The organism is uncultured Croceicoccus sp., from assembly GCF_947496385.1.
In the GTDB taxonomy this organism is placed as follows: domain Bacteria; phylum Pseudomonadota; class Alphaproteobacteria; order Sphingomonadales; family Sphingomonadaceae; genus Croceicoccus.
In genome coordinates, this window is the sequence record NZ_CANMCP010000011.1 from 23,014 (window position 1) to 47,399 (window position 24,386).

Here is a 24,386-nt window from a genome sequence, read left to right on the forward strand (position 1 = left end):
CTTGTCGGCGATCTATAAAGGGGCAATGAACAACCCTGACCTTGCCAATCCGACGAATGATCTGGGATCGCATATTCGCGATCTTGATCGCATGCTCTCAACGCTAGCCGGGATCGAAGCGCGCGCCAGCAAGGTGCAGATCGCACCTGGCGAAGTGGTGTACCGCGACGCGCATGACGCCTACCACCACATCACTACAGGCGCCGTGCTTTCCGCTTACGGTGTTTCGGCACATTACGCGCGTCGCCTCGATGGCTTTCTCGCCCTCGACATTCTGAAAGCGTTGAACGACGAAAATCTCTTCAACGAATGGAAAGATTCGTTCACGCGGAAAAGGACCGTCGGCGAAGCCTTGCTCTGTTTTTTGGATCGCGCAGCAGCGTTCCTCGAAGCGAAAGGCCGACACGCAGAATGGCGTCGCAGGTTCGACGCCTACATGAGAAAGACCGAGGGCTTCCTCGCTGCCCTCGATGACGAGAAGCGGGCAGCGATGCTTCGCAAGCCAGCGACGCGGAAACAGATCTCCATGGTGCGTTACACCTGCGAGTGTCTGCGCCTCGATTTTCCTGCGCTGGAGAATCGCTGGATAGCATTCGCATGGCTTCGCGATATCGGAGCCAACCCCCGCTACCGCGAGGTGCATCCGTGACTGTCACCTGGCGGCGCCCAGATGGCGAGCGCGTGACGCTTTCCACGCTAGCGGACTTCTCCGTGGCGCTGGAAAATATCGAAGCCGAGACAGCCAAGGCGCGACAAGAAGGGCGCTATACCGACATTGCCCTGCTCAACGCCGATTATCAGCAAATTTTCGCGCGGTGGAGAATTTCGCAGCGGGCCGAACTCCAAGCTGACGAGACACATCTTCATCATTCGCTCGAAATCGTCGAGAAACGCCTTGCATGGTGGCGTGAGCTGTCGGTTACCGACGATTACGACGAGCCGATCGAAGTCTCGAAAGCGCAGATGGCGATCTTTGCCCCGGGGAAGATGTCACCTGCAAGCTGGGACGAGGCGAAGGCCGCTATCGCTTGGATGCCCGAGTATCGTCTCCCCGACGATATCGACTTGGTGAGTGGGATCGCCAAACTCGAACAGCTTCTTGAAGCGGGCCGGACACTGCAGCCGTTATTCAAAGATTTTATCAGACAGCTCGGCGACACGACTTTCACCGAAACGGGCTGGACGGAATTTCGAAAGGAGCGCTGGAATATCTTCGTGCAGGCTGTCCGCACTTACAATGAGATCGCGGAGCGGATCGATGCCTAGAAAGCTTCCCGGTCTTTCGCCAGCCTCACCGGGTATGTTGGTCATAGCCGAACTGATCGGTGGGGCGATCACTGCTCAAGGTATGAATAGCGCCACTTTTTCCAAGGCGAGACGCCGCACAAGTACCGCACTTGATCGCGCGTTTGCTGCATGCTCGTCTATGCACCCTGCCGGAATGAGAATTCCGCTTATCAAGGGTTCCAAGCTCGATAAGGACATAATCGCTGCGGCGAAGCGGATCGACCAGAACACCAAATACGCCGAGCGGGGCTATCCGAGCGAGAAGGAGTTGGAAAAGCTTTGCGACTTCCGGTTCCGGCACCTCGACGTATACCACCGTGGCGAATGGCTTCAGCACAGGAAAGCGATGGACCCGACTGCCGAAGAGGCTTTGCGGGTTTGCCATCATCCGACTTCGAGAGACGTAGCTTCTGCATTTCGAGTTCTCTATGAGAACGATCGGTTGCGCGCTGGAAATTGCAAGGCACTGGAATACGCTTGGCGACGCGATTTTGGTCGTCTGCGCAGAAGCCTGGAAAGGATTGAACTCACCTCGACCGGCGGCTTCGCCAGCAAGTTCGCCATGCTGATCGATGCATTAGGTGTCCGGGGGGCGGTCCTCTACGTCCTCGAGCAGGCCTTCGAGTTTGAACGAACATTCGAATACGTTGCTGCACATCTGATCGATTTTCGGAACTTGAGGGGTGGCCTCGGCAAGAAGGGTCTCATCTTCGGCGATCAGGATCCGAACATGATCCACCTAGCGCTCAGCATGAAGCAGCGGATCAAGCCAAGAGACTGGGACGGACACGCGCGTCTCAATTACGAAATTTTGAAAAGCGCACGACTGGATCATCACCAGGCGCAGGCTCCCGAGGGCGATCGCTGGCACCTCGTCCTCGGCAGGCCACCGCTGCACTTCATCACGCAGTACCTCTTCCATACCCACGACCGCTTTGCACCATATCTTCCCGCCGTGGCCTCTTCGCGCTTCTCGCTGAATTCCGCGATCTTCAGAATTGCATTGAACATCCTTGCACATATCGACGCGGATGAGGCCCAAGCAGAATTGGTCGCGCGCATCTCGCATGCCAATGAGCGCGAACGTCCGAATGGCGGTACGAGATCGAAAGGTGGGAAAGAGCTTCCTTCTCTGCTCGAGCGTGCAATTCCACGCGACCGGTTCGATCCATTCTCATCTCGGGGTTCTGATCTGCCGTTCCAGCAGATCGACGATCCGGATTGGGCCGACGGTTATGTTGCAAGACTGCGAGACCGATATGACAAGCTGTTGGCCAACGGCTTGGTCGAAGAGGAAAAGAATCCGTTCGCTAGGGCGTTTCCGTTTGCCCAGGGATGGTCGAGATCGCGAGTGACGACAGCCTTAGAGCGCGTTTGGTATAGAGCCCGATATGCGCTTGAAACCTTGGATCCTCGCTATGCGTATCCAGGCCATCGTAACGGGCACCCCCTCGGCGCTCGGGAAATCGACCTATCCCTATCACTAGCAGCCGATTTGGTTGAAACACCCAACCCCATGAGCAAGGCGAGATCTCTCGGACTACCAATCCACGGCGTCACGACCTGGATACCCCAGGCGGACGCGTGGTGACAAAAGCGCATGAGCTAAGCAGAGCTAATTGAGATACTAAGTCCTTGATATATAAATACTTGTAAGACGAAAGTTCCACCAAAACTCATTTATCAAGGCACCTGAATCTGCATAATTTCCCAGTCCTCTTGAACGACGAGGACTGCCATGACCCCTTCCACCACGCCCGCCCCTCCCCACGGCAATTTCTCGGGGAGCAGCAAAACGCCGTCAGGTGATAAATACTCGACCGCAAAGGCAAGCGAGATTTCTTGCCGCGCGGACATCTACGAACGCCGACATTACGATACGAGGGATATCGAGGCGCAGCACCTCCGGGCAACCGAGCCCCACAATTGGAGGACGTTTCCCGTCGTCATCGGTGTGGATGGATACCGTCTTATAGATGGCGGGAGTCTCATCGAGGCAATCTGCCATATCGATCCCGAGACGGAAGTCCCGATCGAGATCGTCAACGTGGCGGAGGGGCTGCGTATTCGTAGCCAGAACAATGCAAGTTCGTCCCGCCCGGAACCCATGGCAAGGGCCCGCCGTGCGCTCATTCTGCGGAACGAAGGATACACGAACGCGCAGATCGCCCGGGAATTGCGCGTCCTCGAAGATGACGCGGTGCTGACCGACGCGCGCATCAATCAGTTGCGGGGTGCGGCCGAAGCCGAGGAAAGATTTCAGCATCTCAGCGAGATCATCGCGTCCCCGGCGCACACGCCGGTCCGCTTCTATGAAGTGCTCAAGGCGACCTGCGACGCGCGTGAAAAACTTGACATGGAGTCGCCGGTATCTAACGGTCCCGCTCGCCTCGCCATCTTCGCGGCGGAAGTGAAGAGCCTCGTCGAGGCCGGCGAGCCGATGGAATACCATGAGATCGAGAAGCGGCTCAAACTCGTCGGCCGACGCGAGTTCAAGCGCCGTGCCCGCCACATGGGCGAGGAAATCTTGGTGCCGGGAAGCAGGGAGGTCATGTGGCTCGAAGCAGATCGTAAGGGTGGGCCCGTCGCCAACCTGCCGCAGTCCTTCACGCCCTCCGAAACTAAGGCCGTGTTCGAAGTGATCCTTGAGGCAGTGGCCGAAGTGTTGGCCGCCCGGACCGTATCCGGCGCGAACTGATTCGGATCGAAACGGCAGCGACGGATCGGATGCTGGCGATGGCAAGGGATGATAGACCCTCGCATGCGCGCACGACCGCGCTGCCGCTCGACAACGCACATGCAGAAATCGAGTGGCTGGCGTCTCCATCGGATGATCTCCTCGCGCGCTTGCTGCTCGAACTTATTGGCGAGGACGGACTGAAGGAGATATTCGATGAATGATGCCGTTGGATACATTCGTTGTTCCCACATGGACGCGCCTGCGATGACACGCTCTATCGCTGTGCAGAGCGAAAGAATAAGGTTGATCGCAGCCATGCGTTCCCTGCGCCTGTATCGCGTTTTTATTGATATTGGAGGAGGCTGTTCGGTTCTATCCGAGCGCGAGCGCATGCTGAATTGCATTACTTGCGATAATATAGATGCAGTGATCGTGGCGGGGAAAGATCGTCTGGCAAGAGAGTATAGCGACTATTTTCGTATCCTCGGCAAACTGGATGCGCTTGGTATCGAGTTCATCTGCGCAGACGAGGAAAGGGAAGCGCTGCTCGATAGGCATGGGTAAGATGGCATGGCATCTCGCTGGTTACGAAGAATGAAACGGCAGAGGAGATAACGTGGGAAATAGGGCTTCACCGGATCGGCGAAAGGCATACGCGTATGTCCGTGTCAGCACGGCCGAGCAGGCCCAGCATCAGACCTCGCTCCGGCAGCAGACAGTCGATCTCAAAAAATACTGCACTCAGAACGACATCGATCTCATCGAGATCTTTGTTGAACCGGGACTGTCCGGCTCCGACTGGAAAAGACCGGAATTCAACCGAATGATGCTTCTCGCTACCGGCGATGATCATCCGGTCGATTGCATTATCGCCTGTGATATGGCCCGCCTCGCCCGCGACGTGGAATTCACGGTAATTACGCAGGGACAACTCCAGCGCGCTGGGGTGCAGTGCCTGTTCGTCTACCAGAGGTTCGAAGACAACCATTTCGGCATGTTGCACAAGCTGCTGACCAGCTGGCAGGATCAGGATGCTATCGTTAAGGCATCAATGAATACCCGAAGGGGTCTCCGAGGGACCGCCGAGGAGGGTTTCTGGGTCGGAGGGACCGTTCCCCTTGGCTACGAGTCCCGAACAGTCGAAGTGCGTTCGAAGAAGGAGAAGAAGAAGCTCTTTTTGAACGCGTCCGAAGCGGCCATCGTTCGGATGATATTCGACCTTGCGGAGAAAGGTCTGAATGGTAGCCCTTTGGGGGGCCGGGCTATTGCCGAATACCTGAACAAACATGGCTACACCCGCCGTGGGAAGAAATTCTACAATGCGACTGTCGCAGGCATCCTGTCTCGCCCCCACTACCTCGGCCGTTTTCCAGGCAACAAGTTCGACGAGTTCGGCAATCTCCTGCCGGAGGAGGAATGGACTTGGGTGGACTGTCCGCAGCTTATCACTCAGGAACAATTCGACCGCGTTGCAGCGCTCAGGGAAGAGCGGGCACCGCGAAATACGCCTCCACGGGTAGTAAGCGGTCCGACGCTTCTCATCGGATTAGCGGAATGCGAAGCCTGCGGTGCGGGAATGACAATCAGGACAGGAAAGGGTGGCCGATATCGCTACTATTCCTGCAATTCGAAAGTGAACCGGGGTGCATCGGCGTGCGATTGTCCCAACGTACGGGCTGAGAAGCTGGACGAACTCGTTCTAGGCGAAGTCGCTGATAGGGTATTCGGGGAAGAGCATCTCGAACCGTTGCTCACGAAGGTGCTCGATACTTCCGATGAGGGCCGTCAGCGCAAGCTACAAGAATTGGAACAGTGCGAGGCGAAGTTAGCAGACGCCCGTCGCCGTCTTTCTAATCTGCACGACGCGATTGAGACTGGAGCAGTTTCTCCTCGCGATCCGGACATCACGGCCAGGCTGAAGCAACGACGTACGGAGATCGATGGTCTTAATACGACTGTCACGACGCTACATCAGCAGCTCGAGCGTGGGCCTGCTAGTATCACTTCAGCCGCAGTCCAAAGATTTGGCGACATTGTTCGCCGAGAGCTGAAGCACGGCAAGGACGAGGCGCGCCAGCAGATTGCTCGTGCCTTTATCGAAAAATCCGCATTGGCCTGAAGGTCGAAATCTCGGGGCAGACGGACGCATTGGCGCACGGCGCTGCGTCGGTTGCCCGATCAACGAGCGAGGTGCCCATCTTTGACCGGAAATGGTGCCGCTTACAGGACTCGAACCTGTGACCCCCGCATTACGAATGCGATGCTCTACCAACTGAGCTAAAGCGGCGACGCCATGCGCCTTATCGACGCGTGGCAGATCCGGCAATGCGTTTTTGCGCATCGTCGAATCAATTACCAATGTCCGCAAATGGAGGCCCGAGCCGGAATCGAACCGGCGTGCAAGGATTTGCAGTCCTCTGCGTAACCACTCCGCCATCGGGCCTCGATGAGCGAGCAGCGCAGCTAGCGCGCCTTGGCGAGAAATGCAATCCGGCAAAATGCGCGGATGCAATTCCCGCCTCCCAAGTGTGCCGCGGATCTACCCGCCATTGTGCCCCATCGACTGGAACCAGCGCTTCACGTTGCGCGCCGCCTGGCGCAGGCGCTGTTCGTTTTCCACCATGGCGATGCGGACGAAACCCTCGCCCAGCTCGCCATAACCGACGCCCGGCGCGACGGCGACCTTGGCCTCTGCCAACATGCGCTTGGAAAATTCGAGGCTGCCCATGTGGCTGAATTGCGGGGGGAGCGGCGCCCAGGCGAACATCGAGGCGGCGGGCGGCGGAATGTCCCAGCCGGCGCGGCCGAACGCCTCCACCATGACGTCGCGGCGTTTCTGATACAGTTCGCGGTTGCGCGCGACGATGTCCTGCGGCCCGTTGAGCGCGGCGCAGGCGGCCGCCTGAATCGGGGTGAAGGCCCCGTAATCGAGATAGCTTTTCACCCGTGTGAGCGCCGCGATCATCGTCGGGTTGCCCACCGCGAAACCCATGCGCCACCCGGCCATGGAATAGGTTTTCGACAGCGAGGTGAACTCCACCGCGACATCCTTCGCCCCCGGCACCTCGAGAATCGAACGCGTCGGCTTGCCGTCGTAATAGAGCTCGGAATAGGCGAGGTCGGACAGGACCCACACCTCGTTCTCCTTCGCCCAGGCCACCACCCGTTCGTAAAAGGCGAGATCGACCGTTTCCGCCGTCGGGTTCGACGGGTAATTCACGATCAATACGGTCGGGCGCGGCACCGAATGGCGCATCGCCGCATCGAGCGCGCGAAAATAATTCTCGTCCGGCGTGGTCGGCACCTCGCGAATCGTGGCGCCGGCGATGATGAAGCCGAAGGTGTGAATGGGATAGGACGGATTGGGCGCGAGAATCACGTCGCCCGGCGCGCTGATCGCGGTGGCGATGCTGGCCAGCCCTTCCTTCGAGCCCATGGTGACGACGACCTCGCGTTCGGGATCGAGATCGACGTTGAAACGCCGCCCGTAATAATTGGCCTGCGCGCGCCGCAGACCGGGGATGCCGCGCGACTGCGAATAGCCGTGGGCATCGGGCTTGCGCGCGACCTCGCACAGCTTGTCGATGACATGGTCGGGGGGCGGCAGATCGGGATTGCCCATGCCGAGGTCGATGATGTCCTCACCGCCGTGGCGCGCCGCCGCTCGCATCGCGTTGACTTCGGCGATGACATAGGGCGGCAGACGCTTGATGCGGTAGAATTCGTCGTTCATTTCTCGGCTTTTGGTTGCGGGTTCATGGCCCATGATTGAAACAAAATTGCGCTCGTGTGCGCTGCGCCACGCTTTGCTTACCCCATGCGGGGAACTCAAGCCAAATTCGCGCGGACATTGCTTATTGCCGTCATGTGCCGCACAAATGCAATTGCAGTTTGATGGCGAAGGGTGATGCAAGATGGCGCACGGGGCGGACAATGCGGGTAAGGACGCACCGGGGAACGACTGGCTTACGACGATGATGGCCGGGCCGTTTGCGCCCGTCATGGCCGGCCCGATGCGCGAAATGGTAGCCATGCAATCGAAAGCCGCGCAGGCGATGTTCGATGCCTTCCTCCCCCGCCCCGCCGCCGGAGCCGCAACGTCCGACCCGGCAGAGGGTGACACGCCGCCAGCCGCCGGTGCCGCCCATTGGCAGGAACTGTCCGACAATCTCGCCGCGATGTGGCAGGGTTATCTCGCCATGAAGCCGGGCGCGGCCAATCCCCTCGCCGACCCTGCGAAATGGATGGAGATGGCGAGCCGCTGGATGAATCAGTCGCCGCTCACCGAAATGGAAACGCAGCAGCATTTCCTGAAGGAAAGCCTCGCCCTGTGGCAGAACGTGCTCGGCCAGTATGGCATGGCGGAGGGGAGCGCACCCGCCACGCTGCCGCGGCAGGACCGCCGTTTCGCCGATGAGAAATGGCGCGAGCAGCCGCTCTTCGCCATGCTGCACCAGGCGTATCTCCTGTGCGCGGAGGAGATGATGGCCGCCGTCGACAAGGCGGACGGCCTGCCCGACGACCGGCGCGAGCAGATGCGCTTTTTTACGCGGCTGATCACCGAATCGCTCAGCCCCGCGCATTTTCCGCTGACCAATCCGCTGGTCATCGAGCGCACGCTCGAAACCGGCGGCGAGAACCTGTTGAAGGGGATGCAGCGGCTCATCAACGACCTGCAGGCCGGGCAGATCACCCACACCGATACGAGCGCGTTCGAAATCGGCCGCGACATCGCCTCGACGCCGGGCAAGGTCGTGCACGAAACCGAGCTTTACCAGCTCATTCAATATAGCCCGACGACGGACGACGTGCTGAAAACCCCGATGGTCGTCTTTCCTCCGTGGATCAACCGGTTCTACATCCTCGATCTGGGCGAGAAGAAGAGCTTCGTGAAATGGGCGGTCGCGCAAGGCGTGACGCTATTCATGGTGTCGTGGAAATCGGCGGACAGTTCGATGGCCGACGTCACGTGGAGCGATTACGTCCGCGCGCAGGTGGAGGCGATCGATTTCGTGCGCGACAGGCTGAAGGTGCCGTCGGTGCATACCATCGGCTATTGCGTGGCGGGCACCACGCTGGCCGCGACGCTCGCCATGCTGCACCGGCGCGGGGAGGCGGATCGCGTCGCGTCGGCCACGTTTTTCACCGCGCAGGTGGATTTCAGCGAGGCCGGCGACCTCAAAGCGTTCATCGACGAACAGCAGATGGCCGCGATCGAGGCGACCGCCACCGAAGGCTATGTCGACGGACGCTATCTCGCCACGACGTTCAACCTGTTGCGCAGCCCCGATCTCATCTGGAACTACGTGCTCAACAACTATCTGCTGGGCGAGGATTACCGGCCTTTCGACCTCCTCTACTGGAACGGGGACACGACCAATCTCCCCGCACGCTGGCACCGGGAATATCTGCGCGATCTCTATCACGACAACCGGCTGGTCGAACCGGACGCGATGGTCGTCGACGACACGCCGGTCGACCTGCGCAAGGTGACGACGCCGGTCTATATCCAGGCGGGCAAGGAGGACCATATCGCCCCCCTGCCCAGCGTGTGGAAGCTGACGCGCCATTTTTCCGGGCCGATGCAGTTCACCCTTGCCGGGTCGGGCCATATCGCGGGCGTGGTGAACCCGCCCGCCGGTGGGAAGTATCAGTACTGGACCCTGCCCGATGGCGTCGCGCTTCCCGAAACGCTCGACGAATTTCGGGAAAAGGCGGTCGAAACGCCGGGCAGCTGGTGGCCGGACTGGATCGAATGGCTGCGCTCCATCGACAACGTGACGGTCAAGGCGAAGGGCAAGCGCAAGCCCGGCGGAAAGGGCGACACGGTGATCGAGGACGCGCCCGGACGCTATGTGAAAACGCGTTAGGCCTCAGCCTTTTAGGCCGAAATGCTGCACCACTGCGACGATTATGGTGCAGTGCAACAAAACATTTGACTTCGCGACCGCGACCCCCTATTGTTGCATTGCAGCATGAGGCGACGTCCTATTGTTCGTATCATGCCCCCGTGGCCGGCATTCGGTCGGATCACGGGCTGAAAACGAAGAGTGAGGTCGCCTGATGGCTGACAACAAGAGCAACGATGCACCGATTCCCAAGCCCGAAGAGGCGAAGGCGAGCATCCCTGTCGAACAGGATACGCCCGTGACCGCGCCCGCCGCCCCGCCGACCGCCGCCGAGACGAAGCCGGCGCCAGGCAAGGTCGATGAGGCCAAGGCGGACGAGGCCAAGGCGCCGTCCGATGCGGAGCTTTCCAAATCCGCCCTGAAGGCCGCGCCGGCATCTGCCGCGCCGGTCAAGCAGGCCATCGCGAAGGACCGCGCCAAGCCGCCGCGGTCCAAGGCGAAGAAATCCGTGACCCAGACGAAGTCCGCGTCCTCCGCCAAGAAGGCGAAGGCCACCGTGCGGTCCGAACTCCCGGTTGCGCGAAAGGCCGCACCTCGCAAGGTTGCGGCCGCAAAGAAAGCGGCGCCGTCCCGTCCGGCACCCGCAACCGGCAAGACAGATCGAAAAACGGAGAAGAAATTCATGGCTATCAATACCGAAGAAATGACCAAGACCGTCGAAAACACCATGGGCGAAATGTCGGCGCGCACGAAGAGCGCGTTCGAAAAGGGTTCGGCCATGTTTCAGCAGGCCGGCGATTTCGCCAAGGGCAATGTCGAGGCGATCGTCGAATCGAACAAGATCCTCGCCGCCGGGCTTCAGGAACTGAGCCGCGACGCGCTTGCCGAGAGCAAGGCCGAGTTCGAGGCGATGACCGCCGAGATGAAGGAAATGGCATCGGTGAAGTCGCCGACCGACTTCTTCCAGATGCAGAGCACCTTCATGCGCAAGCAGTTCGACAAGGCCGTCGCGCTGAGCTCGAAGAACACCGAAGCCATGCTGAAGCTCGCGAACGAAGCGAGCCAGCCGCTCTCCAACCGGATGAGCGTGGCGATGGAAAAAGCGAAGGCCGCCTGAATAATGGGCTGACGGGTGCGTCGCACCTGTCGCCAGGCTGACGAAGGCCGGATGCGGGCACCCCCGCATCCGGCCTTTTTCGATGCGCGCCGGATCGCATCCGGTGCCGCTCATCCCGCCGGCGTGAGGGTCGAATCGCGAAAACTTGTCGCATCGCCCCTTGTTCCCCGGCCCTTCGATACGATATTCGAAAGCGGTCATGATTTACCACGATCTTCCCGCCCGCCTTCGTGGCACGGATACCGGCGCGCTTGTCGCCCTGCACGATCCGTTCGCCGTTCGCTGTGCGCAGGACGATGACACCGGCGGCGACGAGGGCGACGGCCACAATGATGGCAAGGGTCAGGTCGGCATCGCCACCCGCACCCGCGCCAAGCCGAAGAAACCCAGCCAGTTCAAGGTTCTGTTGCTGAACGACGATTACACGCCGATGGAATTCGTCGTGCTCGTCCTCAAGCGATTCTTCCGCATGGACATGGAGCAGGCGACGCAGGTCATGCTCCACGTGCATCAGCGCGGCGTAGGCGTATGCGGCATCTACCCCTATGAAATCGCCGAGACGAAGGTGAATCAGGTCATGGATTTCGCACGGGAAAATCAACATCCGCTGCAATGCACGCTCGAAAAGGCGTAACCCGCCACGCGGACAGGTGACCCGCGGGACGATTGTCTGTATGGGCGTGCCGGGACACCCCGGTCGGATCAGCCCGGCCGTCCGCCATCCCGCCGACCCGCCCGTGACCGAGGCCCGTTTTCGTTGAGCCGATTCTTCACCGCCACAGACCGCTATGTCTTCCGGCTCGTGCTGGTGCCGATGATCGGCACGCTGGTGCTGGCGGCATCGTTGCTGATCCTCGACAAGATGCTCCGGCTGTTCGAGGTGGTGGCGAGCGAGGGCGGCCCGATCGGCGTCGTGTTCCGCATGCTGGCCAACCTGCTGCCCGAATACATGAGCCTTGCGATCCCACTCGGCCTGATGCTCGGCATATTGTTCGCCTTTCGCAAGCTCGCGATCAGCTCCGAACTCGACGTGATGCGCGCGGTGGGGCTGAGCTATACGCGATTGTTGCGCGTGCCCTATGCGATCACCATCGTGCTTGCCGCGGTGAATTTTGCCGTGGTCGGCTATCTGCAGCCGCTGTCGCGGTACGATTACGAACGGCTCGAATTCGAACTGACGTCGGGTGCGCTGGGCGCGTCGATCAAGGTCGGCGAATTCACCACGCTGCAGGACCGCACCGCCCTGCGCGTGGAAAAAAGCACCGACAATGGCCGCCAGCTTGAGGGGATTTTCGCCCGCGTCACCGATCCGGGCGGCGACATGCTGTCGATTTCGGCGCGCGAGGGGCAGTTTCTCGCCGACCGCAACGATCCCAACGCGATCGTGCTCCGCCTCGTCGATGGCACCATCATTCAGGATCAGGCCTCGATTGCCGTGCCGCGCGTGCTCACCTTCTCGCGCTATGATCTGCCGATCGACCTGCCCGCGCTGGAACGGTTCCGCACCCGCGGCGGGGAGGAGCGCGAATATCTGCTCCCCGAACTGCTGCAACTCGGCTGGGCCAAGAATGTCGACAGCGATGTCCGCAACGTCACCCGCGCCAGCCTGAATTACCGGCTGGTGGAGGTGGTGATGATGCTGCTTTTGCCGCTGCTGGCGCTGGCGCTGGCGATCCCGCCCAAACGCTCGACCTCCGCGCTTGGCGTGTTCGTGTCGATCGTGATGGTGGTCGCCTATCACAAGATCAATCAATACGGGCAGGACGTCGCCGCGCTCGGCCTCATCAGCCCGCTCGTCTCGCTCTGGGTGCCGTTCCTGGTGTTTGCCGCGCTGATCGTGTGGATGTACTGGCGCGTGGCCTATGTTCCGGGCGGGCAGGCGATCGGCTGGCTCGAGGCGATTGCCAGTTTCGTGATCAAGCGGATCAAGCGGATCGTCGCGAAATTCCGCCGCGATCCGGGTGATGCCCGCCGCGCGCCGGATGCAGAGGAGCCCGGCCGTGCGGCTTGATTTCTTCCCCTCGCGGCGGCTGACGCTCTATCTCGGCACGACCTTCGTGGTGCGCATCCTCGCCGTGCTGGCGATGCTGGTGATGATCCTGCAGGTGCTCGACCTTCTGGGCGAGAGCGGGAAGATCCTTGCCGCAGACGGCAATGGGCAGGCGCAATTGCTGACCTATGCCTCGCTTCGCATACCGCAGCTCGTCGCGCGCTTCCTGCCCTATTCCGTGCTGCTCGCCACGATCATCACCCTCTCCACGCTCAACCAGAACAGCGAGGTGATCGCGATGAAGGCGTCGGGCCTGTCCGCGCATCAGATTCTCGCGCCGCTGGTGCTGACTGCGTTGCTGATCGCGGGGGTGAGCTTTGCCTTCAACGAGCGTGTCGTCACCCGCGCCACCGCCACGTTGAGCGCGTGGCAGAAGGCGGATTACGGCCCCGTGCCCGAAACCGACGGGGCGCTGGCCAATATCTACATGGTCGAGGACAACGATATTCTGAGCGCGCGTCTCGCCACTGGGACGGGCGATACGATGCAGCTTTCGGGCGTGGTGTGGTATCGCCGCGATCCGACGCTGATGCTGGCCGAACAATGGCGGGCGGACACGGCGCGCTGGACCGGCGATGGCTGGCTCCTCTCCCGGCCCAGCCGGTTCCGCGTCGCCAGCGCGAGCGAGGAGCAGATGGCCGATACCACCGTCGCGCGCGGCATTTCCCCGTCCGAGATCGAGATCAGCAACGTCAACGCCGATGCGCAGAACCTTGGCCAGCTGTCGCAATCGATCGAGGCGCTCGACCGCGCAGGGCGCCGCACCGACGAGCTGAAGGCGAAATGGTGGCACAAGATTTCGGGGCCGCTGTCGGCGGCGCTGATGCCGCTGCTCGGCGCGGTGGCGGGGTTCGGGCTGGCGCGATCGGGGCAATTGTTCGTGCGCGCGATCATCGGCATGGCGCTGGGCTTTGCGTTTTTCGTCGTGGACAATGCGGCGCTGGCCATCGGCAATTTTGGCGGCTATCCGCCTTTTCTCGCCGCGTGGGCGCCATTCCTGCTGTTCCTGCTGATCGGCGAGATGGTGCTTATCCGCACAGAGGAATGACCCACCGCGTTCGCGTGCCCCGGCACGTTTGAAGGATGCCACGAATGACCGATAGCGCCGCGATCACGATCACACCCGTCTCCACCGACAAGGCGCGCAAGGCGTTTCTCGACGTGGCCTATCGCCTCAATGCGGGCGATCCGAACTGGGTTCCGCCCCTCCGCGCCGAGGCGGCGGAGGTGATCGACCGCGACCGGAACCCGTTTTTCGATCATGCCGAGGTGCAGCTTTTCCTCGCCTTCCGCGCCGGCACGGCAAAACCCGTCGGTCATATCTCGGCCCATTTCGACCGGCTCGCGCTGTCCATGCCGCCAAAGCAGGGCATGGGCCCCGGCACCGGCAACTGGGGCCTGCTCGAAGCGGAAGACGAAGAGGTCGCCGCCGCGCTCATCGCAAAGGCCGAGGACTGGCTGCGTTCGCGGGGCATGGACCGGGTGCTGGCGCCGATATCGCTGTCGATCTGGGAAGAACCGGGCCTGCTCACCACCGGGCACGACCATCCGCCGACGGTGATGATGGGCCATCACGATGCGCGCTACCAACCTTGGGTCGAGGCGCAGGGCTACGCACCCGCCAAATTGCTCCGCACGTTCGAGATCGACATTCGCGTCCCCTTCCCCAGGCTGATTCAGCGAATCATCGCATCGGGCGAAAAGAACGCGAAAATCAACGTGCGTAAGGTCCGCAAGGCCGATTTCGATAGCGAGGCGGCGATCATCCTCGACATATTGAACGATGCGTGGAGCGGGAACTGGGGCTTTGTCCCCATCACCGACCGCGAGGTGGCGCATACGGGCAAGAAGCTGCGCCCGCTGGTGCGCGAGGATCTCATCATGATCGCCGAATACGAAGGCGAACCGGTCGCGTTCATGATGACGCTTCCCGACGTGAACAAGGTCATTGACGAGATCGACGGAAAGCTGTTCCCATTCGGCTGGGCGAAATTGCTGCGCTGGCTGCGCAAGCCGACCAACGCGGACATGCGGGTGCCGTTGATGGGCGTGCGCAAGAATTTGCAGAACACCCGCCTCGCCAGCCAGCTCGCCTTCATGATGATCGAATATATCCGCCGTGCCGCCGTGAAGGAATATGGCGGCACCCGCGGCGAGATCGGATGGATCCTGGAGGATAACCAAGGCATGAACGCCATCGCCGAGGCCATCGAGGCCCACGTGAACCGCGAATACACGATCTACGAAAAGGCGCTCTGACGCGGCTATGCCGGGTATGACCATCATTTGTTTGGCGCATCGGGAACATAGGGCGTCCATGCGGGGTTTTCATCCTGACGCAGCCAGACCCGCCGCGCGGCACAAGCGCCCGGCAGCAAAGGCACAGGTGCGGCAAGGCACCCATCCCGACCGCGCATTGCAGCAAGGACCGCAAGGACGATGACCACCCGCCAGACACCGCCGAACCCGGATCACCGGATCGGTCATGCACTGGTGGTGGAGGACGATCCGATCCTCGCCATGTCGATCGAGGATATTCTGCGCAATGGCGGCGCGCCGCAGGTGACCGTCGCGTCGAGCACGCGGACCGCGCTCGACGCGCTCGAGGATACGCGTTTCGACGTGGTCGTGCTCGACGTGCATCTGGTGGATCGGGACGATGGCTGGGCCGTGGCCGAGCTTGTCATGCAACTGGGCCCGCAACGCCCGCGCATCATATTCTCGACCGGCAATCCCGAGGCGATCCCCGACACGATCAAGGAACTGGGCACGGTTCTTACCAAGCCCTACGCGCCCGAAGCCTTGCTCAACGCCGCGCGCGACAGCCGCCGCACCGGCCTGTTCGCAAAGTTGCGCGGGGCGATCTCCAACGATTGACGCACGAGGATTGCGGCACGCGGATCGCAGCGCGACCGTGCAGGACAGATGGCGCAGGCTCCACCGGGCCGGCGCCATTTTCGCATGGATGACGCGCCATGTCCGCGACCGTGGCGGCACCGGCGATCCATGCCCGGAAAGTCTAAAAAAAGGCCTCCGCTCTCCTGTTAAAGAGCGAAGGCCTTTCGGGATCGTATCACCGGCCGCTTGGACGGGAGGGGGGTCTCGGCGGTGATATAGCCATAATGACCGGGTCGGAATTGGGTTCCAGCCGCCCCGAAATTTTTTCGAATTTTTTTAAACGTCACGGGCGCCGCCGGAATCACACCTGCGGATGTGCGCCGTTTTGTCCCCTATATATAAGGGCGCGGCGCATCGCTTCGGACATCGAATTGCGCGAAGTCGCAGGCCGCCGCCATGTCGGGTACGTAGATCTCGTTGAGCGTCCAGTGCACCAGGTTCTCTTTTCGCAAGGCCTGTATCGAGCGATGCGTGTGAACGAGCGAAAGGCCGAGCATGTCGGCGATCTGCGTCTGCGTAACGACCAGCGGAAGGCGATTGCCATCCGCCACGCAACTCGCCTGCGCCCGCCGGAGCAGGAAAATGGCGAGATTGGCGATCCGTTCGAGCGCGTTGCGCCGCCCCAGCGAGAGCAAATGATCCTCGAGCGCGGCCTCCTCGCGTGCCGCGATCCAGACCGTGTCGAAACCGAGCTGTGGGTGGGCGGCGATGAAATCCCGAAACCCCGCCCGCGGAAACGAGCAGAGCGTCACGTCGTTCAATGCCTCGACCCCATGCGACATCGGCTCATCGAGCGCGGATTGCAGGCCGACGAGGTCGCCGGGAAACATGAAATTGACGATCTGCCGCCGCCCGTCGGTCAGGGCGCGATACCGGATGAGCACGCCGCGAAGCACGGTATGCAATTGCGTGGCCGGGGCGCCTTGGATGAAGACGGCGGTCCCGCGCTTCAACATGATCTCGCCCATCTTGTAGCGTTCGATCCCCGCACGATCCTCCCGCGACGGCGGCTCCAGCCCTTCGCATCCCATCAAAGGGCATTGCTCGCACGATGTCGGCTGCGCGTCCCCGCCGTGTCGCATGCCCCGCCCCGTATCGTCCTGCACGCAGCCCCCTTGCCGGTTTCATGATTGCCGTATGACACGCGATAGAAGAAATCACGCAGGTTTTGTCAAATGCCCGTGCAGGGCGGCGGCGCCATGGGTGACGCCCTGCCGAATTGCTTGCGCTGTCCGTTCATTCATGGCTATGGCGGGAACAAGTCGGGCGCCGCTGCGTTATGTTGCGCGTCTCATAATACGGAAGGGTTTGAATGTCTCTCGGGGCTAAAGTTGCCGCCAATCTTCCATATCTGCGCCGCTACGCGCGCGCACTTTCAGGATCACAAAGCACCGGCGATGCCTTCGTGCGCGCCACTCTCGAGGCTGTTCTCGCCGATCCGGAGCTGAAGGAAAGCCTCGGCGAAGGCGGGCGCGTGCCGCTCTACCGCGCTTTCAACAAGCTCTGGGCGAGTGCCTACATGCAGGTCGACGGCGAAGGGTCGGGCGACATGCTGGGCGATCACGAAAGCGCGGCGCAGGAACGGCTATCCAATATCACCCCGCTCAACCGGCAGGCGCTGCTGCTGACCACGCTCGAGGATTTCTCGATCAAGCAGGCGGCAGAGGTCATGGATCTCGAACCGGGCGAGGTCGAAAACCTCGTGCAGGAAGCCGTGTCCGAAATCGACCGCGAGGCCGCGACGAGCGTGCTCATCATCGAGGACGAGCCGCTCATCTCGATGCAGCTGGAAGACCTGGTCCAGTCGCTGGGCCATGAAATCTGCGGCACCGCGGCCACCCGGACGCAGGCGCAGGACGTCATCAAGCAGCAGATGCCCGGCCTCGTGCTCGCCGATATTCAGCTTGCCGACGGCAGCTCCGGCCTCGACGCGGTGGACGATATTCTCGCCATCGATTCGGTGCCGGTGATCTTCATCACCGCCTACCCCGAACGCCTGCTGACGGGTGACCGGCCCGAGCCGACCTATCTCGTGACGAAGCCGTTTCAGGAATCGACGGTGCGCGCCGCCATCAGCCAGGCGCTGTTCTTCGGATCGAGCCGCCCGCTTCCCTGATCGCGGGGGTTCCTTCTACAGGATCGAGAAAAGGCCGGCCCGCCATCGCGGTGCCGGCCTTTTTCGTGCAGCTTTCGGATGGGTCGCCCTGCCCTCGCCCGCTCTACCGCCGGGCGCGCATCGCGAATTCGGTGGGCAGACGGACCGGGATCAACATGGTGCAGCGCACGCCGCTCGGCTCGAACACGAGGTCGACGGGGTTGCGCAATTCGTGCGCGACGATCTTTTCGATGAGATCGGTGCCGAAACCGCGCGGCCGCTCCTGCGACACCGGCGGGCCGCCTTCCTCGCGCCAGCGCACTCGGACCAGCTTGTCCGACACCAGATCCCATTCGACATGGACCATCCCGTCCGCCACGCTCAGCGATCCGTACTTGGCCGCATTCGTCGCCAGCTCGTGCACGGCAAGACCCAGCGACAGGGCGTCGTTCGGGGCGAGATCGACCTCCGGCCCCGCCATTTCGACATGGCGGTTCCCTTCCTGCGCATAGGGCGCCATTTCCACCTCGATCACGGCGCGCACGGGGGTGGTGCCCCATTCCGACTGCGTGAGGAGATCGTGCGTCGCCGATAGCGCCCGGATCCGCCCGTCGAGCGAATTGGCATATTCATCGAGGCTCTTCGCGCGCCGGCGGGTGAGCGACATGATCGACAGCACGTTCGCGAGCGTGTTCTTCACCCGGTGGTTGAGTTCGCGCGTGAGCGAGTTGCGGATCGCGGCCTGCTCCTCAAGCCAGGCGATGGTGCGGCGCGCCTCGACCGCCTGCCGCGTGAGCAGCCAGGCAATCGCGAGCGCGAGGCTCGCCACGATCAGCCCGCCGAACAGCACGATCACCGAAAGTTGGCTCAGCGCGGCCGGCGACAGCGCCTGCAGCTCGATGATCCATTCGCGATTGGCGATATTGACGGTCTTGGTCACGCTCTGCCCGCCGTTCTCGATATTCATCGTTTCGGCCATCAGCCGGTCGGCCGCGATCCTGCCGTCATAGACGCGCAGCGCGGCGCGTGCGGGCAATTCCCCCTCCAGCGCGGATTCGATGAAATCGTCGGCATTGAACGGGCTGTAGACATAGCCCTTGAGCCGCGTGGTCGTCCCGGTGCCGCTCGCATCGAACACCGGCATGTAGATGAGAAAACCGGGATCGGCATCGCCGTCCTCTTCCTGCACCAGCACGACCCGGCCCGAGGCGGTGGGCCGCGCCGTGCGTTCCGCCTCCAGCATGGCGCTGCGCCGGACCTGCTCAGAAAAGAGGTTGAAGCCGATGGCCCTGCGGTTCCGGTCGGTCAGCGGCTGAAGATTGACGACGGGAACGGCATAGGCCTGGTCGGACGAGGGCATCGGGTGGATCTTGTACCCGGCCCATCCGGCATCGCGCATGGTGCGTTCGAATGCGGCAATATCCCGCGTATCGACACGCTCGCCCCAGCCGATCCCCTCGGCCCCGCGAAAATTCGCATCGAGCCGCAATTGCCCGATGAACGTCTGAAACAAAGCGGCCGGCACCTCGTCCTGCGTCGCGAACAGAGCGGCCCCCGACCGCAGATAGGCGGCATTGGCATTGGCCCTGCGTTCCAGCGCGGAGGCGATGGAGGTTGCCTGCTGTTCAAGTTCGCCGCGGCGGGTTTCGGTGTCCGCGCGTTCGACGGCCCACACGCAGATCGCGGTGATCGTCATCACGGCGAGGAAGATCGCCACCGGCAAGGCCCGCGGATAATGCGCGAACCATCGCAGCACGCCGCCCATGCGCGGTTCGTCCCTGAATGCGTCGGGGACACTGCCCAATGGGCGCTCTGCCATGATCGCGCTCTGTTTCTTCATAATTCCCCGGGCCAGATACGAGCCGGTATGCGACGATGCGGGCATTGAACCTGCGAACCGCATCATACCCTTTTATAGCCTGCACTGACCGGAGGATGTGTCGTGTTGTCAAGGGTCGGCATATACCCTATCGGATGGGGGAACCATCGCGGCGGACAAACGTTCCGCGCATATGACGAGGGTCGAATTAATTTTTGTAATGTCCGCCTTTCGGGACCGAGCACGGATGCCGCTGTTGCGGACTGGGTCCATCCACGGTTCTTCCGGGCTTTGCTGCGAGGCGGAATGACAGGTAATAAAGACGTGAAAAAAACGCCGAATGACAGCGACAAGCGATCGCCAGAGGGCAAGCGCCCCGACTGGGCGACGGGCTTGCGCCAACTTTACGACTCGGTAGTCGAAGAGCCCTTGCCGGACAGCTTCGCGGATCTTTTGTCGAAGTTCGATTCGGAGGATTGATGTCAGCACATGACAAGCCTGCACCGAGCAGGAAGGCGCCGGGTCAGGATGGCACGTTGCGTCAAAGGGAATTCAAACACGAGCTGACACAGGTGATCCCGCATCTGCGTGCCTTTGCGCGCGGGCTTTGCGGGCGTCCCGACATGGCCGACGATCTCGTGCAGGAAGCCTTGATGAAGGCATGGGCCGCGCAGGAACGGTTCGAGCCGGGTACCTCGATGCGCGCCTGGACCTTCGTGATCCTGCGCAATGCCTATCTCACCGACATGCGCCGCAACCGGTTTCGCGCCGATTACGACGAAACGGTGGCCGAACGCATCCTGACCGCGCCTGCGGGACAAGAAGGGCCGCTGCATCTCTCCGACATGCACCGGGCGCTGCTCACGCTTCCGCCCGAACGGCGCGAGGCGCTGCTGCTCGTCGGGGCTGGCGGGTTCAGCTACGAAGAGGCGGCGGAAATCTGCGAATGCGCCGTCGGCACGATCAAGAGCCGGGTCGGACGCGCGCGTGCTGCGCTGAACTCGATGCTCGACGAAGGCTCGATCCCGCAGCGTTCGGTCAAGGACAGGGTCGCCCATGCGGCGATCATGGGCGAACTCGATGACATGGCATCGCCGCAGGTGAACGCCGGACGCGATTGAAACGGGCCGCGCCGCGCAGGATCGCGGCGGGCAATCCGGCCGAAAGGCACCCGGCACGGTTGGGGCATGATGGAATGGCCGATCGCGGAAATGATGGAGACAGTGCGGCGGGCAACACTGTGCCCGCCGGCGTCGCGCGCGGCGCCGACACGCGCGTAACGTCTAGCGCGGACGCCGAGACCGCGGCGCCTCCACCGCCCGACGATCACAGCCGGCTGCTCTCTGCATTGCTGTTGATGGGCGGGCTGGGCATATTTCTCGCCCTGCCCTTCGTCCTGTCGATCGGGGCGGTGGTGTTCCTCCCGCTCGTGACCGCGATCATCCTCACCATCATCCTGTCGCCGCTGGCCGACTGGCTCGCGCGGTGGGGCATTCCCAACGTGCTGGCCTCGTTTCTGTCGATGGTGATCTTCATCGCCATCGTCGTCGTCGCGCTGGCCACGGTGTTGCAGCCCGCGATCGTCCTGCTCGACGATGTGCCGCGCATGATCGAATCCATCGCCGAAAGTTTCTCCACCTTTCGCGGGCAGATCGAATGGGTGAACGAACTGAACCAGCAACTGGGTGAGCTTGGCGGCGGGAGCGGCGAGCGCGGCAATACGGTGGTGGTCGCGACCCCTTCGATCGTCGAACGGCTGGCCTATGCGACGCCGACGCTGATCGTGGAAACGCTGCTGACGCTGCTCATGGCGTTCTTCATGATCGAGGCGCGCGTGCGGATGCGGCGGCGGCTGCTGCTCGACCGCAGCGAGTTCGGCGCCTCGCTACGGGCTGCGCGCGTCATGCGCGAGGTGCAGGACCGCGTTGCCAGCTATATCTTTACCGTGGGCATGATCAACGCATCCGTCGGCGTGGTGGTGGCGCTCGGCGCGTGGGCGCTGGGCATGAATGCGCCGATCATGTGGGGCGGGCTGGCCGCATTGCTTAATTTCCTGCCCTATCTCGGGCCGTTGGCGATGACGGGGCTGCTTCTGCTGTTCGGGCTTGGCGGTGCGGACACGATTCTCGCCGGGCTGATCCCCGCGGCGGCCTATCTCGCCCTCCACGGGGTCGAGGCGAACGCCATCACGCCTGCGATCCTGGGCAAGCGGTTCACCGTCAATCCGGTGCTGATCCTGCTCGCGATCAGCTATTTCACATGGGTCTGGGGCGCGTTGGGGGCGCTGCTTTCGGTGCCGATCCTGATCACGCTGATCGCGCTGTTTCAGCATCTGGGCCATCCCAATATCATCGGCTTCCTGTTCGGCGAACCGCTGTTCCTCCCGCGCGAGGAGCAGGACGAACCCCCGCTTCCGCCCGTCGCATAAGTCCGGCGGATATAAAAAAGGCCGAGCGCGATGCCCGGCCTTTTTCCCTAGGTCGAAATCTACCCGATCAGGCCGGATAGCTCCAGATCGAGCCGCGCTCGTAATTCTCCGCGGCGAAGTCCCAGTTGATGTGATCGGTCGCCACCGCCTTCAGATAGTCGGGGCGCACGTTCTTGTGATCGAGGTAATAGGCGTGTTCCCACACGTCGAGCGTGAGGAGCGGGTTCTTGTCGCCGATGGCGAGCGTACCGGCATCGTGCGTTTCCTCGATCGTGAGCTTGCCGTCATTATCCGCGGCGAGCCAGACCCAGCCCGATGCGAAGTGACCGGCACCGGCCTTCTGAATCTGGTCGAGGAAGGCGTCGAGCGAACCAAACGCGCTGTCGATGGCACGGGCCAGGTCGCCCGACGGCGTCTTCTTGTCCGGGCTCATCGAGTTCCAGTAGAAACCGTGGTTCCAAGCCTGTGCCGAATTGTTGAACAGGCCCTGGTCGCCCTTGCTGTCCGCCTCGGCAATGACCTTCTCGAGCGAGGCGCCGGCAAGGTCGCTGCCTTCGATGGCGGCGTTCGTCTTGTCGACATAGGCCTTGTGATGCTTGCCGTGGTGGGTGTTCAGCGTGTCGGCGGAAAGCGCCGGGCTGAGCGCGTCTGCGGCATAGGGAAGATCGGGAAAGCTGATCGACATGTGTGTCTCCTGATTGAATTGAGTACGACCCCGTGGCCCCGATATGGGCCGGGTATTTAAATTACCAACGGGTGAACGGCGATGAAGTTGCATCGGAAGCCGGATTTTTGCCTGTCCGCGCCGCCCGGCCCCGTGCCGTTACCGCTCCGCAGGGCGCGAACGGCGCCCCACGGTCGCCGCCACGGCCACATCCATCGTCACATTTGCGAGCGTGCGCATCAGGTCCGGCACCACCTCCACCGCCACGAGCAGCGCCAGCGGCTCGATCGGAACCCCCATGGTGAGCGCGATCGGCCCGATGGAGGCGACAAAGCTGATCGCGCCGGGCAGCGACACCGAGCCCAGCGTCGTCAGCATGGACACCGCCAGCCCGGCCGCGATGACCGGCGGCGACAAGGGCACGTCGAACAACGCCGCGACATAGATCGCGACGGCAAGGTTCATCGCCGGGCTGGTCGCGCGGAAAATCGCGACCGCCATCGGCAGGACGAAATCGCTCGCCTCCTCCCGGACGCCGAGCTGCCGCGTCGCCGAGAGCATCGCTGGCAGGCTGGCGAGCGAGCTTTGTGTCGACAAAGCGACCGCCTGCGCCGGAAGGATCGCGCGGGCGAACGCGGGTAGCGACACGCGCGCGCCCACCACCGCCACCGCATAGGCGGCGAGGAAAATCGCGCCGCCCACCGCCACCACCAGCGCGACGTAATGCGCGAGCAGCCCGATCGCGTCCGCCCCGCTCGTCGCGCCGAGCGCGGTGCCGAGCGCGAACACCCCCACCGGCGCGAGTTTCAGCACCCAGCCGATCATCACCAGCATCGCATTGCCCAGCGCGGCGAAGAACCCGGCAATGATGTCCTGCTGCACCGCGGCCAGCCGCGTCAGCGCCATGGCGAACACGGCAAAGAACACGACCAGCGGCAGGATCGCCGTTTCCGCCGCCGCCGCGACGATATTGACGGGCACCAGGCTCCCGATGAGATCGCCGAGCGAGGGCACCGGCCCCGGCTCCGCCCCCGCCATCTGCCGGGCGAGCGCCTGCGCCGCCTCGCCCGGGACCGGGAAGGCGGACAGGAGCGCGGGCATCGCCACCGCCGACAGGACCGCGCCTGCAAACAGCACGACCGCGAATGTCCCCAGCGTCAGCGCCGCCATCCGGCCCGCGCCCGCCGCCTTCACCATTTGCAGGATACCATTGACGAGCAGGGCCGCCACCAGAGGCACGATCGTCACCTGCAACGCGCGCAGCCACAATGTCCCCACCGGGCCGAGCACGGCCAGCACCGCATCGCCCCCGCCCCGTTCGGCCAGCACGAAACCCAGCGTCAGCCCCGCGACGAGCGCGGCCAGCGTCCATGCCGCCGGCATGCGGATTTCCGGCGGCGCGAGCCCGCCCGCCGACGCGGGTTCGGACCCGGCCGCGTCGTGATATTCGCCGTTTGCGCCGCCCGTTGCCAAGATGCTTGCCCCTTTTCATGCCCGGC

At 62.5% G+C, this 24,386-nt stretch carries 23 protein-coding genes and 2 tRNA genes; 18 read left to right on the plus strand and 7 right to left on the minus strand.

Features of this window, described 5'->3' with window-relative positions:
- Nucleotides 1-25: 25 nt before the first annotated feature.
- From Q0897_RS13875 to Q0897_RS13905, 7 genes are all read left to right on the plus strand, one after another.
- Nucleotides 26-649: a hypothetical protein gene (locus Q0897_RS13875; protein ID WP_066846475.1), complete on the plus strand. Its 624-nt coding sequence runs from the start codon at nt 26-28 to the stop codon at nt 647-649.
- Nucleotides 646-1,266: a hypothetical protein gene (locus Q0897_RS13880; protein WP_157668206.1), complete on the plus strand. Its 621-nt coding sequence runs from the start codon at nt 646-648 to the stop codon at nt 1,264-1,266. Before Q0897_RS13875 ends, Q0897_RS13880 begins: the two co-directional genes overlap by 4 nt.
- Nucleotides 1,267-1,300: 34 nt before the next feature.
- The gene (locus Q0897_RS13885) at nt 1,301-2,878 is read left to right on the plus strand and encodes a hypothetical protein (RefSeq protein WP_299310003.1); all 1,578 of its coding nucleotides are present in this window, start codon (nt 1,301-1,303) and stop codon (nt 2,876-2,878) included.
- A gap of 147 nt (nt 2,879-3,025) precedes the next feature.
- Nucleotides 3,026-3,985, plus strand: a complete 960-nt coding sequence (locus tag Q0897_RS13890) for a hypothetical protein (protein WP_299310004.1) — start codon at nt 3,026-3,028, stop codon at nt 3,983-3,985.
- 29 nt (nt 3,986-4,014) lie between these two features.
- On the plus strand, nt 4,015-4,188 hold the full coding sequence (locus Q0897_RS13895; RefSeq protein WP_290136715.1) for a hypothetical protein: 174 nt from the start codon (nt 4,015-4,017) through the stop codon (nt 4,186-4,188).
- Nucleotides 4,181-4,531, plus strand: a complete 351-nt coding sequence (locus tag Q0897_RS13900; protein ID WP_083987877.1) for a recombinase family protein — start codon at nt 4,181-4,183, stop codon at nt 4,529-4,531. The genes Q0897_RS13895 and Q0897_RS13900 overlap by 8 nt, the downstream gene beginning before the upstream one ends.
- A 52-nt stretch (nt 4,532-4,583) precedes the next feature.
- Nucleotides 4,584-6,086 carry a recombinase family protein gene (locus Q0897_RS13905; protein ID WP_299310005.1) on the plus strand — a complete coding sequence of 501 codons (1,503 nt, stop codon included), beginning with the start codon at nt 4,584-4,586 and terminating at the stop codon, nt 6,084-6,086.
- 92 nt (nt 6,087-6,178) lie between these two features.
- On the opposite strand, the gene Q0897_RS13910 is transcribed toward Q0897_RS13905, so the two are convergent.
- The 3 genes from Q0897_RS13910 to Q0897_RS13920 form a co-directional block, all read right to left on the minus strand.
- A tRNA-Thr gene (locus Q0897_RS13910) sits at nt 6,179-6,254 on the minus strand.
- An 82-nt stretch (nt 6,255-6,336) separates the two neighbouring features.
- Nucleotides 6,337-6,410 (minus strand) — tRNA-Cys (locus Q0897_RS13915).
- A 96-nt stretch (nt 6,411-6,506) separates the two neighbouring features.
- Nucleotides 6,507-7,700 carry an LL-diaminopimelate aminotransferase gene (locus Q0897_RS13920; RefSeq protein ID WP_299310006.1) on the minus strand — a complete coding sequence of 398 codons (1,194 nt, stop codon included), beginning with the start codon at nt 7,698-7,700 and terminating at the stop codon, nt 6,507-6,509.
- A 181-nt stretch (nt 7,701-7,881) separates the two neighbouring features.
- Here Q0897_RS13920 and phaC point away from each other — a divergent pair, with 181 nt between their 5' ends.
- From phaC to Q0897_RS13955, 7 genes are all read left to right on the plus strand, one after another.
- Entirely contained in the window at nt 7,882-9,837 is a 1,956-nt protein-coding gene (phaC, locus tag Q0897_RS13925) for a class I poly(R)-hydroxyalkanoic acid synthase (protein WP_299310007.1), read from the plus strand.
- A gap of 193 nt (nt 9,838-10,030) precedes the next feature.
- Nucleotides 10,031-10,933: a phasin family protein gene (locus Q0897_RS13930; RefSeq protein WP_299310008.1), complete on the plus strand. Its 903-nt coding sequence runs from the start codon at nt 10,031-10,033 to the stop codon at nt 10,931-10,933.
- Nucleotides 10,934-11,132: 199 nt separating this feature from the next.
- On the plus strand, nt 11,133-11,567 hold the full coding sequence (clpS, locus tag Q0897_RS13935; protein WP_299310009.1) for an ATP-dependent Clp protease adapter ClpS: 435 nt from the start codon (nt 11,133-11,135) through the stop codon (nt 11,565-11,567).
- A 123-nt stretch (nt 11,568-11,690) separates the two neighbouring features.
- Entirely contained in the window at nt 11,691-12,944 is a 1,254-nt protein-coding gene (locus Q0897_RS13940; RefSeq protein ID WP_299310010.1) for an LptF/LptG family permease, read from the plus strand.
- A complete protein-coding gene (lptG, locus tag Q0897_RS13945; RefSeq protein ID WP_299310011.1) occupies nt 12,934-14,031 on the plus strand; it encodes an LPS export ABC transporter permease LptG in 1,098 nt (365 codons plus the stop codon). The genes Q0897_RS13940 and lptG overlap by 11 nt, the downstream gene beginning before the upstream one ends.
- A 44-nt stretch (nt 14,032-14,075) precedes the next feature.
- The gene (locus tag Q0897_RS13950; protein ID WP_299310012.1) at nt 14,076-15,242 is read left to right on the plus strand and encodes an N-acetyltransferase; all 1,167 of its coding nucleotides are present in this window, start codon (nt 14,076-14,078) and stop codon (nt 15,240-15,242) included.
- Between the two features lie 180 nt (nt 15,243-15,422).
- Complete coding sequence (locus tag Q0897_RS13955; RefSeq protein ID WP_299310013.1) at nt 15,423-15,860, plus strand: response regulator; 438 nt, start codon at nt 15,423-15,425, stop codon at nt 15,858-15,860.
- Between the two features lie 353 nt (nt 15,861-16,213).
- Here Q0897_RS13955 and Q0897_RS13960 read toward each other — a convergent pair whose 3' ends face one another.
- Nucleotides 16,214-16,987 carry a Crp/Fnr family transcriptional regulator gene (locus Q0897_RS13960; RefSeq protein ID WP_299310014.1) on the minus strand — a complete coding sequence of 258 codons (774 nt, stop codon included), beginning with the start codon at nt 16,985-16,987 and terminating at the stop codon, nt 16,214-16,216.
- Nucleotides 16,988-17,193: 206 nt separating this feature from the next.
- Here Q0897_RS13960 and Q0897_RS13965 point away from each other — a divergent pair, with 206 nt between their 5' ends.
- Entirely contained in the window at nt 17,194-17,997 is an 804-nt protein-coding gene (locus Q0897_RS13965) for a response regulator (protein WP_202086707.1), read from the plus strand.
- Nucleotides 17,998-18,100: 103 nt separating this feature from the next.
- Here the strand turns inward: Q0897_RS13965 and Q0897_RS13970 are convergent, their stop codons facing one another.
- Complete coding sequence (locus Q0897_RS13970; RefSeq protein WP_299310015.1) at nt 18,101-19,816, minus strand: CHASE domain-containing protein; 1,716 nt, start codon at nt 19,814-19,816, stop codon at nt 18,101-18,103.
- Between the two features lie 303 nt (nt 19,817-20,119).
- Between Q0897_RS13970 and Q0897_RS13975 the strand changes: the two genes are divergently transcribed.
- From Q0897_RS13975 to Q0897_RS13985, 3 genes are all read left to right on the plus strand, one after another.
- Nucleotides 20,120-20,275 carry a NepR family anti-sigma factor gene (locus Q0897_RS13975; protein WP_236672309.1) on the plus strand — a complete coding sequence of 52 codons (156 nt, stop codon included), beginning with the start codon at nt 20,120-20,122 and terminating at the stop codon, nt 20,273-20,275.
- A complete protein-coding gene (locus Q0897_RS13980; RefSeq protein ID WP_202086710.1) occupies nt 20,275-20,916 on the plus strand; it encodes a sigma-70 family RNA polymerase sigma factor in 642 nt (213 codons plus the stop codon). The genes Q0897_RS13975 and Q0897_RS13980 overlap by 1 nt, the downstream gene beginning before the upstream one ends.
- Nucleotides 20,917-20,990: 74 nt before the next feature.
- Complete coding sequence (locus Q0897_RS13985) at nt 20,991-22,223, plus strand: AI-2E family transporter (protein ID WP_299310016.1); 1,233 nt, start codon at nt 20,991-20,993, stop codon at nt 22,221-22,223.
- Between the two features lie 67 nt (nt 22,224-22,290).
- Here the strand turns inward: Q0897_RS13985 and Q0897_RS13990 are convergent, their stop codons facing one another.
- Both Q0897_RS13990 and Q0897_RS13995 read right to left on the minus strand, forming a co-directional pair.
- The gene (locus tag Q0897_RS13990) at nt 22,291-22,908 is read right to left on the minus strand and encodes a superoxide dismutase (RefSeq protein WP_299310017.1); all 618 of its coding nucleotides are present in this window, start codon (nt 22,906-22,908) and stop codon (nt 22,291-22,293) included.
- Nucleotides 22,909-23,046: 138 nt separating this feature from the next.
- Nucleotides 23,047-24,360, minus strand: a complete 1,314-nt coding sequence (locus tag Q0897_RS13995) for a cation:dicarboxylase symporter family transporter (RefSeq protein WP_299310018.1) — start codon at nt 24,358-24,360, stop codon at nt 23,047-23,049.
- Nucleotides 24,361-24,386: the final 26 nt, after the last annotated feature.